Annotated in this window: 12 protein-coding genes and 1 pseudogene; 2 read left to right on the forward strand and 11 right to left on the reverse strand. The window is 22.0% G+C overall.

Annotation, left to right across the window (positions count from 1 at the left end):
* Nucleotides 1–108: 108 nt before the first annotated feature.
* The 10 genes from AACL15_RS03720 to AACL15_RS03765 all read right to left on the reverse strand — a co-directional run bounded on the left by AACL15_RS03720 (nt 109) and on the right by AACL15_RS03765 (nt 9,544).
* On the reverse strand, nt 109–261 hold the full coding sequence (locus AACL15_RS03720; RefSeq protein ID WP_339033573.1) for a hypothetical protein: 153 nt from the start codon (nt 259–261) through the stop codon (nt 109–111).
* 107 nt (nt 262–368) lie between these two features.
* Entirely contained in the window at nt 369–635 is a 267-nt protein-coding gene (locus AACL15_RS03725) for a hypothetical protein (RefSeq protein ID WP_339033575.1), read from the reverse strand.
* A 260-nt stretch (nt 636–895) separates the two neighbouring features.
* Entirely contained in the window at nt 896–1,261 is a 366-nt protein-coding gene (locus AACL15_RS03730; protein ID WP_339033577.1) for a helix-turn-helix domain-containing protein, read from the reverse strand.
* 663 nt (nt 1,262–1,924) lie between these two features.
* Entirely contained in the window at nt 1,925–3,688 is a 1,764-nt protein-coding gene (locus tag AACL15_RS03735) for an RNA-directed DNA polymerase (RefSeq protein ID WP_339033579.1), read from the reverse strand.
* Nucleotides 3,689–4,146: 458 nt separating this feature from the next.
* Nucleotides 4,147–4,359 carry an IS3 family transposase gene (locus tag AACL15_RS03740; protein ID WP_339033581.1) on the reverse strand — a complete coding sequence of 71 codons (213 nt, stop codon included), beginning with the start codon at nt 4,357–4,359 and terminating at the stop codon, nt 4,147–4,149.
* Nucleotides 4,360–4,502: 143 nt separating this feature from the next.
* Nucleotides 4,503–5,117 carry an IS3 family transposase gene (locus AACL15_RS03745; RefSeq protein WP_339033583.1) on the reverse strand — a complete coding sequence of 205 codons (615 nt, stop codon included), beginning with the start codon at nt 5,115–5,117 and terminating at the stop codon, nt 4,503–4,505.
* A complete protein-coding gene (locus AACL15_RS03750; RefSeq protein ID WP_339033585.1) occupies nt 5,048–5,395 on the reverse strand; it encodes a hypothetical protein in 348 nt (115 codons plus the stop codon). Before AACL15_RS03750 ends, AACL15_RS03745 begins: the two co-directional genes overlap by 70 nt.
* Before the next feature lie 172 nt (nt 5,396–5,567).
* Nucleotides 5,568–7,400, reverse strand: coding sequence for an AIPR family protein (locus AACL15_RS03755; RefSeq protein WP_339033586.1), 1,833 nt, complete (start codon nt 7,398–7,400; stop codon nt 5,568–5,570).
* Entirely contained in the window at nt 7,393–8,115 is a 723-nt protein-coding gene (locus tag AACL15_RS03760; RefSeq protein WP_339033588.1) for a hypothetical protein, read from the reverse strand. Before AACL15_RS03760 ends, AACL15_RS03755 begins: the two co-directional genes overlap by 8 nt.
* The gene (locus AACL15_RS03765; RefSeq protein ID WP_339033590.1) at nt 8,063–9,544 is read right to left on the reverse strand and encodes an HsdM family class I SAM-dependent methyltransferase; all 1,482 of its coding nucleotides are present in this window, start codon (nt 9,542–9,544) and stop codon (nt 8,063–8,065) included. Before AACL15_RS03765 ends, AACL15_RS03760 begins: the two co-directional genes overlap by 53 nt.
* Nucleotides 9,545–9,791: 247 nt before the next feature.
* Between AACL15_RS03765 and AACL15_RS05485 the strand changes: the two are divergent.
* A pseudogene (locus AACL15_RS05485) lies at nt 9,792–11,140 on the forward strand (ISNCY family transposase).
* A 60-nt stretch (nt 11,141–11,200) separates the two neighbouring features.
* Here AACL15_RS05485 and AACL15_RS03775 read toward each other — a convergent pair.
* On the reverse strand, nt 11,201–11,842 hold the full coding sequence (locus AACL15_RS03775) for a TIR domain-containing protein (RefSeq protein WP_339033594.1): 642 nt from the start codon (nt 11,840–11,842) through the stop codon (nt 11,201–11,203).
* Nucleotides 11,843–11,895: 53 nt separating this feature from the next.
* On the opposite strand from AACL15_RS03775, the gene AACL15_RS03780 reads away from it, so the two are divergent.
* The gene (locus AACL15_RS03780; RefSeq protein ID WP_339033595.1) at nt 11,896–12,600 is read left to right on the forward strand and encodes a hypothetical protein; all 705 of its coding nucleotides are present in this window, start codon (nt 11,896–11,898) and stop codon (nt 12,598–12,600) included.
* The last annotated feature ends 236 nt before the right edge of the window (nt 12,601–12,836 follow it).

Raw genomic sequence — 12,836 nt, forward strand, 5'->3', positions numbered from 1 at the left:
ATAAACTTTTAAATTATATGTACATCAGATGATACTACTAACAAAATTAAATATGGATTTAAAGCATTTTTAAGAATACTTTACCATTATTATTTTAAAATTATAAAATTAAATTCACTCCAAAACATTATTGTATACTTCTTGAAAAGAGTTCAAGTTCTTTTGATGTCACTCTGTTTTTAAAGAAGATAAAAAAGCTTCACAAGCAATATTATCTAGTGATTTTCCAGATCTACTTAAAGATATAAAGATTTTATTCATCTTACAATACATCCGACCAAAAAATGATGTATATTGAAGTCCATTATCTGAGTAAATTATTAAGTTTTTATTTTTTAGCATATAACCTTCATCTATTTTCAATGTTTTTATCAATGAATTTTATTATCATTTTTCATAGATATATCATATCCAACTATAAACCCAGTATTAAAATCTTTCATAATACTCAAATATGCAAACTTATTATAACCATAAGACAAATATGTAACATCCGTTACAAATAATTCTCCTTTATCAAAACTATTTCATTGCCCATTAACAATATTAGGGTATTTAGAGTTTCTAACTTTAATCTCTTTTGGTTTTATATTTCTCTTTATTCTAATTTTCGTTCTTAGTCGCAAAAGCTTCATATATTTATAAACTAATTTATTTAAAACATTGATATTATAAAAACGCTTTAAAATTATATTGATTCTAGGATAACCATAAATATGATTAAAATAATTAAATATCTATAAAATATAATCGGCTAAAACCTCATCGAACTTATAATTAAATGAGAACTTTTATTTTTTTACTCACTTGTAATAACTTGATTTTGTTGTTTTAAGTGCTTTACATAAAAATATAATTGATCAATCAGATTTATTTTTCTCAATATAGTTATACTTTAATTGTTGTTTTTTCTGGATCCTCTAGGAATTGATTGATTTTTTTTTAGTGTCTCATTCTTCATTTCTAAAAGTTTATTTTTCTTTTTAAGTTCCAGAATCTCCTTTCTAAATGGGTTATTTTTTAACTCTATATCAATTTTTTTAATTCCTGCGGTTTGTCCCTTTCTTGAAGAAATCTTCCTGAGACATTCAATTCCATACTCTTTATATCCCAAAATTCATTTTTTTGCAGCAGAATATGAAAAATTGTGTCTTCTTGCTAATTTCTTTCAACTTTGTTGATTAATCGCACAATCCTTTGCAACTTCTATTTTAGTTTCCAAAGATACTATATTAGATTTATTTCCCTTAAAATTTGCCATATAAAAAAATCCTCTTCTATATAGATTATAATAGAATTTTTTTATTCTAACTCTATACATAGATGATTATATTCACAACTAATACAATTTATTTTTTTATATGCTTATAATGTTAATTTTAAAGGCTATAAAAAATTTTTATATATAATATCACCTGAAACAATTACTACTTTAAGGGAAAACTGGAAGTTTTAATTAAGATATTACATTGCAATTTTTTTATCAATACATATAATTACTACTTCATTATACATACAGCTTTTTAATAGACTTCCTCTTCTATGACTTTAAAATCTAATACACTGAAACAATTCATATCATAATCATTTTTTAATATTTTTAATACTTTTCCATGTAGAATATGACAACCTAAGTTTATAATATTCACAAATTTAGGTTATCACATTCTTATTTTTTATTCAGTCTAAAGTACTTGAATAAGTTTTTATATTATTCTTAATTACAACATCTTTAAATTTAATTCCATTAGAATAATTATTACTAATTTAAATCGTTAATTCATTTGAATATTTCATTTATATACAATACTTCTTATTGATAGAAATATTATCTTGCTCGAAATTATATAAAAAATGGGGACACAATTTATACCTACCAATACTAACAAAAAAAGTATTACTTTATACTTTTTATACTTTCATATTATAAATTTTCAATATTTATGAAATTTATTTCTTTTGAAACAAACTCTATAAAGGAATCACTTGTCATTAAAAGTTCATCACAAATATTTTGATTATTATTAAAATTTAACTTTTTTAATTCGATTAAAAAATAAAAATATTTTGTATATCATATATTTTTATAATGTTTTTGCTTTTCTAAATAAAACTTAAAAAGTCTTTCAAGCTCTAAAATATTTTCAACTGATATGTCCTTATATTTTATGTTAAAATAATTTGTGCAAATAGACAGTGCAAAAATATTAATTTTCATATCAATTTTTTTAATAATTTCAATTAAATTATTTGGATTTGTTTTTAATTTTATTAAAATTGAGTATAGATAAATTAAAGATAAATTATCGTAATTTTTTGTTTTCAAAATTAAATTTTCTATTTTTATTTTATAATCTTCAATAATATCATTATCACTATTATTGTTAATTAATAAGTAAATAATATCATATAATACTCTTGCTAAATTTGATTTTAAAAATAATAAATTAACAAAATAAGAAAATAAACATTCTATAACTTCTTGATCAATCTCTTGACCATTTTCATTTAATTCTTTTATAAAATTCTTAAACTTAATAATGCAATATTTTATTTTTTGGTTTTCAAGAGAATTTAATGCACTTATAAGATCAAATGCTAAATTTAAGTTTAAAGAACTTACTTTAATTTTATCTAAAATAAGATTAAAAAAAATAGTTTGAGTGTCAAAATCATCATAAGAATTTAATACTTTTGTTTTCTCTTCATTAATATTAAGATTTATTCTGCCAATTACTTTTTTAAATTTATTTTCTATTTCTTTTAATTCAATTTCATTATCACCATAAAATTCAAAATCATCTTTATAATGAAGAAAAGAAATATTGCCCTCCTTTTTCAATTCATTAGATATAAAAGCTAATAGTAGTTCCGAGAAAATATTAGAAGAATAAGGTCCAGTTAATAATTTATTAGTTTGATTCTCATTTTGAATTTGCACAATTGACTCTAATGATTTTTGAAAAGAGTTTAATCTATCCTTACATATACTAATTTTTTCCTCTAAAAAATTAGTAAAAAATGGTTGACCAAATATATGAGTATATACACTATTATAAAATTCCTTAATATCTACTTTTAAAACTTTTAAAAGTCCGGTCATTTTTTTATATTTTAGTAATTTATTTTTATTAAAATTATTCTTAATTTTTTTACTATCAATATATGTTAAATCATCTACATCCTCTTTAATAACATCTAAATATCAATTATATGAATCACCTTTATATTCTACTTTTGAAATCCTACCTTTTTCTATAACTTTTTTTAAATTTTCTTCATTACTATTTATTATTTCAAATATCTCCTCTTTATACTCTAAAAGAAATATAATAGAGACAAAAAAGCTCAAAAAATTTGGTATTGAAATCTTTCTTTCATTTCCATTATTTTTACTTATATAAAATATTGTTGGCTCTGTTCCTTTTGGTATACTTTGCTTTATATATTTATTTTTTTTCTTTAAGAAATTTAAAAATTTAGAAATTTCATTTTTCTCTAACAGGGAATAATTATTATCACTTGAATTAATAAAAAAAGATATAGTTTTTATAAATAATTCTTTATTATTTTTTCCAAAAAAACAAGGTGGGAGCTCGCTAAAGAATCCTGATTCAAAAAAAACATCTAGTTCCTGCTTATTTATTTCATCATTCTCAACTTGCTTTTTAATTTTTTTTATGTCCATTTTTTCAATCTCCATCTATAATAAAATATAATTATATTTTTATATGAATAACATTAAGATTTTTTAATCTTAATTAATAATCCTTCTTATCTCATCTAAAATATTTTACTACTACCTAGCTGATTCTATTAGTTATTCATTTTTTATTATACAATTATATTTTCATTAGTTTTTATGCTATATTGCATTTGTTGAATTTTTAATTTTTTTGTTTTACCCTCTCTACATTAATATTATACAAAAAAACTTAGTTGTATAATATTAAATAAGTTAGAGTACAATAACCTATTTTACCAGTTTATAGTATTTGTAAAAATTTTTCTATATTTATATTGTGTTTGAAATAAGTATTTAAATTTCACATTTCTACAAAACTTACTTGCTTACTTGCTTATTATGAAAATCGTACTATTTTTTCGGACACTGAATATACTTTGTCAAGTATACAAAATGTTTTTTTATAAAGTAATTGCATTTAATGCAATTACTTTTATTTTGCTTCAATTATTAAAGTATTCATAAGATGGAGGGTTAGAAGTTTTAACTCGTATTCTTTCATAATTATAGAAGTGAATATATTTACTAATAGAGTTTTCCAATTTTTCAAAAGAGTTTACTTTTAACTCTTTTTTTCATTCCTCTTTTAATGAAGAAAAGAATGTTTCACACATTGCATTATCTATAGAATTTCCAGGTCTTGATAAAGAAATAATTATATTATTCTTTCTTGAATAATTTTTTGCAAAAAATGATGTATATTGGGAACCATTATCAGAGTGAATTATAAGCAGTTTACTTATGTCATTTCTATATTTTATTGAATTAATAAGAGTATTCTATAAATTTTTATATCATTTATGTTAGACAATTTATAACCAACTATAAATCCTGTTTTAACATCTTTTAAAACGCTAAGATAAGCAAATTTATTATTTAATGGTAAATAAGTAATGTCAGTCACTCAGCATTCATTCTTCTCATAGATTTCTCATTTTCTATTAACAATATTGGGTCCATGAGTAATATTTTTCTTTTCCTTAGGTTTTCTAATCATCTTTTTAACTCTAATTACTGAATACATCTTATATATTCTCATTATTCTTGCTACTTTATTTTGGCTTATGTTTATCCCCTTACTTTTTAAACATATTGTTATTCTTGGACTACCATAAATACCCTTATATTTAAAAAATAGAAGCTTTATTTCTTTTGCAATATAAATGTCTATTTTTATAATATAATTCTTTTTACCATTGTTAACTCACCTATAGTAACTTGATCTAGTAATTTTTAAAAGCTTACATAAATCTGAAATACTATATTTGTATTTAAATTCTTCTATGATTTTATAAATATAATTTATTTTTTCTTTTGATTTTCCATCATTTCATTGAACTTTTTTATAACTTCATTTTCCATTTCTAATCATTTAATCTTCTTTTTAAGAATTGCTAGTTCCTTATCTTTTGGGTCTAAAGAGTTTGGCCTAACACTGGAATGCTTGTTATGCTTTCCTGTTCTTGAAATTAAAGATTCAGCTCCGTATATTTTATAATTTATGCAAAGATTTCTTGCTGTTGAATACGATACACCATATTCAATTGATATCTCTCTAAAAGTTCTATTTTCATTATAGTGTCTATTTACTAACTCTTGCTTTTGTTTGATACTTAATATATTTGATTTATTTCCTGTAACATTTGACATATAAAAAATTCTCCTTGTATACATTTTATGTTTTTTTAACATTATGTATACTTAGAGAATTATATTCAGTAAAACTAGTGGTAAGCTTAATTTTTTTACTTTTATAAATATTGCAAATTGGTTAACTTATATTATAATAATATAACTATTTTATAAAAAAGACACTTTAAAATTATTTAAATATATCCTTTAATTCCTTAATTTTGACTTCTATTCTTGAAAAACTTATAGAAGAAAGCATTTTTTTAACAAATTGTTCAAAAAGTGAAACTTTGAATGAGAATGCGGAAGGACTAAATAACTCATTTTTTTCATTTCTATTATTTGCAAAAATTCCTGAAATTTCTGTAAAGCATTTATGTAAAAATTCCTCTAAATTTGCGTAGTTATATCCTAAAAAACTTTCAATATCTTTTTCATTAAAGACTATTGCATGTTCATTTTTGATTAAGCTAAGTTTTTCTAAATTAACAAGTTTTTCTAAACTATTTATATTGTTGGCAATTATTCAAAGTAATGCAATCAATCAATTTTCCATTCCTTTTTTTAAGGGGATAGCAGCTTCCATCGTATTAAAATTAAGATCATCACTTATTTTTCTAATTAATTTTAATGTAAAACTATAAAATTCATAACATTTTAAAATATAATCTTCACTAATATTTTCATTCTTAAAAATATTATTATAAAATTCATCCGAAAATAGTTTAGATTTTCTCTGATTTGCTACTGTTGGCTTCATAAGTATTAAACTTAATATATATTGTCCCAATTCATCATTAACAATTTTTTCTATATTCTTTTTACCAAATTTTTCTTGAATATATTTTTCATCCTTTAAGGTACCTTGCCCTCTTTTTATATCAAGAATATAACCACTTTCTTTAAATAATTCCTTTAAAGTAATCATTTCTTTTGAATTCGATCTAAAATCTCTCGGTTTAACTGGTTTTTGATTATTTGAAGCTTTTGTAATTTTTTCAACTAATTTTTCAAAATTACCATTTTTAGGCTGAATAATTTTTGCAATAACTTTTACAGAGCTCATTTTATCAAACAATTCCTTTTGTTTTGAGAATCTTGCTAAATTAGAAACTGTTTGAGCTCCATTAACTATTGAAAAATTTTTAAGATAAACTATATTATTTTTAATATCAAGTTCATTCATTTCTTCAGTAACAATAGTTATACCATTATTATAAATTAAAAACTTTTCCGCTTCTTCCATAATAGTTTCTTTAATACTATTATCAACAGATTTAGAAGCAGCATCACCAGATATACTATATCTAATATTTCTATCAAAAATTTTATCACTATTTTTTTGATGACACTTAATTAAAGATTCACCCTCTATTGTACATAAAAGTATTTTTTCATCCTTAGTTTCTTGGAAAAAAGTATTTGTAAGATTTGTATCTGCATTATTAGGATTATAAAATTTAAATCCATATTCAAGTGATTCCTTTTTAAAATCAAATTCTTCCTCTCCCATGAATCTAATAAAAAGCTTCTTTTTATCATAAACATTAAAATCTCCATATTCAGAAATATTTGTATTACTTGTTAAATCTTCATAAACTAATTTCATTTGATTATCAGAAATATAATCATTTATTATAAAATTAATTTCAAAATTAAAAGCATCGTTATAATATATAGAACTTAATAAACTTTTAAAATCCGGAGATAAAAATTCAGCTATTAAATTCCTTTTTATATTTTCAACAAATACTTTATTTATATTTAATTTTTCATTTAATTCCTCAATTGAATTAACCAAATAAAATAAAGTAGTTTTCTTTTCGTCCTCAGCTTCGTCATATAAAACAAGATTAGGATGATTTTCATTATTACAAAATGATATATTTTTTTCATATTCATGTTTTGCTCTTGATGTGTCTTTGTATCTTGAGAATATATAATGACACGACATTATCAATTTTGTTCTTTCTCCATGTCCTTGACCAAAAGCAATATCCATAAAATCTTCTATTTTATTCATTTCTTTTCACCTCTTCAACTATAAAATCAATAAAATTTAAGTAATCATTTATAAATAGACCATTTCTATTGTATTTTATATCTTCCACATATTCAACAAATAAACTTTTTTCTTGGTGAATTCTATCCAAATTTATACCTATATCTCTTTCTTCTCTAAACTTCTCAAGTTCTAAATTATCTTTGTATATGTTTAATGAAAGACCATATGGAAGTGCTACACCTGAGTTATGTTTTTTTTCATATAAGTTTATATATTTTGATGTATCAAATTTATAAAAACTTTGGATAACTCCATTTTTATTAAATACTGGTGTTACTTCTCTTATACAATATATTCAAAAAGTCTTTATCCCATTTAATTGAATATTTGTAGATTCACCAATCATATTTGTAATACTATTTATTGTATTTTTTTGTACACTAGACAAAGGCATTTTAAACTCAATTGTGGCTATAACTTTATCTTTCTCTTTATTTAAGATTACTATATCCGAATTTTTTTTAAAAAAGAAACCGTTTACTTTATATTCCTTTTTATCTACAGTTTTAGTTCAAATCTTATATTTACTATCTTCAAGTTTGAGTGATAAATGTCTTTGAACTGCATAATGTAAATTATCTACTTTTTTTGCACTTCGTTTATTATTTTTATGACTTGGTTTATTTATTGAATAAATTGTTTCCTCTAATACCCTCAGTAAATCGTTGTTCATTATGATTCATTTCCCCTTTAATAAGTTTATTTTTATTTTTATTATTATAAACATAATTTAAATAAGTTTTTAAGTCCTGTGAAGAAATGAAATAATACTTTCCACTTTTATCTTTACCCAAACACTTAATATATGTTATAAATTCATTATCTCTAATCATTTCAGCAATTTCGTTTAATTCAATTGTATTAGAATATACATATAATCCCGAATAAACTGCTACTCCTGAATTTGCTAATTCAATTTTTAAACTATCCAAATCCTTAATTATAGTATTTATTGATAATTTATCTCTAAAGACATCTTTAATACCCTGTGATCTAGCAAAACCATATCACTTACTTTCATCTTCTAAAGATCTATTAATAAGAGAAGACTTATTTTTTTTAAGAACTTTAAACATATTTAAATTATATTTTTCTATCTTTTCTAATTCAATTAAATTGCCTTTTTTATCATATGGGTAAAAAAGTTTTGTTTTTGCTCCTCTTGAAGCCTTAATTGCATCAATCATAAATTTTCCTTTATAACTAGGATTATAAAATAATTTATCTGCATTTGTAGCTAGTCCATTTCTTACATGAATATCAAACTCCAAATTTTTACAATCTAATATTTGCTTAATGAACTCTAACTCATAAGATTTTTCAAAAAAGAATTTACTATGAATCCAGTAATTAAATTTTTCTATTTTATATTCAAAATCATAGTTTGAATTATATACTTCTACATCAGCTGAAATTTTATTTTTATTTAAAATTGTAATGATAGGATAAGTTGTTATTCCTTTAAAAGGGTTATCATTTCTCAGATTTAATACTTTTTCTATTAAATTATTTTCCAAAAGTTTAAGTCTTAATTGCAAACCCGATTCACTACTCAAAAAAGAATTAGGAGTTATATAAGCTAATTTGCCCTTTTTATTTAACATTTTTAAACCTAATTCAAAAAAAATAATATATAGATCAGTCATACCCTTTTTACTAAATTCAAAACTTTTATAATTAAAGTCTAAGTCATGAATTCTTACATATGGAGGATTACCTATTACAAAATCCATTTTATTATTAAATTGAGTTACGTCTAAAGTATTTTCATTAATTATATTTCATTCAACCTTATTCTTAATGCCTTTTTGCAAAAGAAGATTATTTAGGTTTTCAATTACTTTTAAATAACTTTTCCTATTTATTTCTATACCATGAATATATTTTCCAAGATCTTTACAAATAGATAAGTTATTAAGTCCAATTTTTCTAGCAGAATCTATATATCTCTCTACAATTTCTAATAAAAATGCACCTTCTCCACATGAATTGTCAATTACATATTTTTTCAAAATATTTTCATTAAAATACAAAGCTAAATCTAATATTTTTTTCACAGTCTCCTTAGGAGTATACACTTCACCAGTTTTCTTATTTTCCATATTTTCCCCTCCTTATAAACTAATTATAAGTTTATTTCTTCAAATTTTTAATATATTGACTAAATAATTAAAGAATAATTTCAAAATGAATAAATTTATATAATAAATCTATTTTAGCATTATTATCTACTAATTGATAAGTTATTTCACAAGAAACTAACTATATGTATATGAGTAACAAGCAATTATGTCCCTACATATTAACAAGCGACTTTGTCCTCCTTTATAATCAATAAATGGAGGTTTTATGAAAGGACTACTACTAAATACCATGAAACAAGAACAACTAAGATTAATTAAGCAATTATCTTTAAGAAAATAATCTATTAAAATACAGCCTATAAATTACTTTATAGTGTTAGACATACAAGACGAAAACTTAAAGAATATCAAGAAATTGGAGCAAAAGCTTTTATTCATAAAAATACAAATAAAATACCTGTAAATAAAATTCAACAAATATTTAAAGATGAAATAATTGAATTATTTCAAACAAAATATTATGACTTTAGTATTAAACATTATTAAGAACTAAATTGAAAAAAGAGAATAAGTTACTCTGCAATTAGACATATATTAATAGAAGAAAATATTTTAATTGAGACTCTTAACAGAAAAACAAAAAAAAGATATTCGAAAAATTTAAAGGAAACCAACCAAGAAAATTTAACACGCAAGTATCTTTTAAAATCAATTATAAGAAGCAAATCTCATCCTACGCAAAAGAAAATTGTAAAATTTGGAGAAATCTATGAAACTGATGCTTCAAATCATCAATGAATTAGGAACTTAAAATGTTATTTGCATATTGTAATTGATAAATCTAGTAAAAGGATTTTGGCAGGTTATTTCAGTGAGTAAGAAACTACTGAAAGTTATTATAATATCTATAAAAAAACCTTTAAACATTATGGTTTGCCAAAATTAAATCTTAGTGATAATCGAAATATTTTTAGTAGTAAAAGTAATCGTGACCATTTTGGTGATAGTGTCTCAAATACACAATTGTAATTTATTATTCACTCTTTAGGAGTAAATACAAAAATATTGTCAATCCTTCAAGAAAAGTCATTAGTTAAAAGGACTTTTGGGACATTACAAAGAATATGGCCTCAAATAATTAGACTCTTAGATTTAAAAAATATTGAGCAGTTAAATAATTATTTACCCCATCTTATTCAAGAATACAATCAAGATTTTTTAGTACCTTTAGGCCAATTAGAATCAGTAAGTAGAGAATTTCAGCAAGATCAATATATTTTTTTCTCTTATCGAAGTGAAAGAGCTATTGATAATGTTAATAGTATTTTTAAAAAAGCTAAGTGATTTATATGTAAGGACTATACTCCAATTTACTTTAAACCAAAGTTAAAAGTAATGATTATGGAAACGATAACTAAAAAGTATTATGCACTAATTGGAAATAACATTTACAATCTTATTCAAGTTAAAAATTAACGCTTACATCGAGGTATCAAAACACTATCTAATGAAGAATTTGAAACTACTAAAGTACCCGAAATTAACTTTCCTTGAAAAGCAACTAACTGCTATTTTTTTGATAGAAAAAGAAAAAATATAAGATCTATTTATTAGATAAATCTTATATTTTGGGACATAATTGCTTATTATCTACAGTGTAAATAACATAAATTATTATCTATCTTTCAATTTGTCACTTATATCATAATTATTTGACTTTCTTTTATTAAATGCATAATCAATCAGTTTAATAAGTCTACTAGCAGCTATTGAATCTCCAAGTGAAAATATATCTGTTCAATTTATTATGTCAATTTTAACATCTTTTTTTGCTAAATTTTTAATAATTCTATTTGGTGCATTAGGATGTTTCTCTTTATGATAATCTATGTTATATTCTGTATTTATTCAATTTATAAACTCTCTATTTTCATCGGTAATTTTTTTTACTATTCCACTAGAATTAAATCTACCATCTTGATTTTCAACTTCTGGCAAATTAATAATTAAAATTCCCATTTTTTTATTTTCTTCACCATCATACATTGCTGCATGTAATTCTCAGTCAATAAACTTACTATCTCACATGTTTTTTCCATTTAATAAAATTAAAACTGATGAATCCTTTATATAATTATCTCTAATTTCTATTCTAATTTGTTCATCAGTTAGACCATAATTTGGAATATCTCCTTCATATACAGATCAATCTTCAAAAATTCTTATTTTTTCATTTAGATTGGTTAAAATTTCTCTATATTGTTTATTTTCTGTATATTTAAAGCTAATATAAACTTTATGTATATTACTATTCATTCTTATTTCCTCCAAAATAATTATATAATATTTAAAAAGAAAGGAATTATAATATGGAGTTTTTAAATCAAAATTTTAATGCCATTATAATTATTTTATTTATTTTGCTTTTATTCTCATTTTTAATATATTTAATTGTGAAATTGTGAGCAATTAACAAAAGAAATAAATATTTAAAGGGTTTTATTACAGTTGAAAATGACGAAATAAAAGAAGATAGAAAAACATTAAAAAGAATTGATAAGGATTTAAAAGAAACTTTGGGAATATGATTTAGTATAGATTTAAAGTTTATTAAATTTAAAAAAGTTAACGACTCTCCTGATAAAATACTGGCTTGATACTGTTTTATAGAAATGATGACAAGAGTAATTTCAAACACATTCGATAAAAAAGGAAAATGCAAAGAAGTTTTAAATTCTACATATTTCTTATTTAAAAGTATAAAAAAATATACATTGGAAAATGTAAATGCGAATAATTCTGCAAAAATATCACTAATTTATATGAATAAAATATTAAGACCTTTTTTAATAGAATGAGATTCTAAAATAAATAGTTACATAGTGGAAATTGGCGAAGATAAAAACGCTCCTTCTTTTCAAACACTAAATGAAATTGAAAAGAAATTTAGAAGGGATTTTGAAAAATCATACAAAGTTCTCATTGAACAAACAAAAAAAGAGCACATTCTAGAAAAATATTGTCATTTTGTAGGCATAAAAATTAAATTAAATAAATATACAAATAAAATTTAAATAACTTAATAGTTTTCTTTATTTAATTCATAATCTTTTTGTTATTGTAAAATTGTATATAACACTGCAAACAAAGTTGTTGTTAAGTAAATTCAAATGCGTTATTTAAAAGATTTCTCAAATAATTCAATAGACTTCTGAATTAAAAATGAAAAAAACTTTATATGGAATAAACATAATTGCAATTCCAATTACGAAAGCTAATGTATATTTTCCTATTTCTTTTAATTATTTTT

The organism is Spiroplasma endosymbiont of Cantharis rufa (genome assembly GCF_964019665.1).
Lineage (GTDB): Bacteria > Bacillota_I > Bacilli_A > Mycoplasmatales > Mycoplasmataceae > Spiroplasma_A.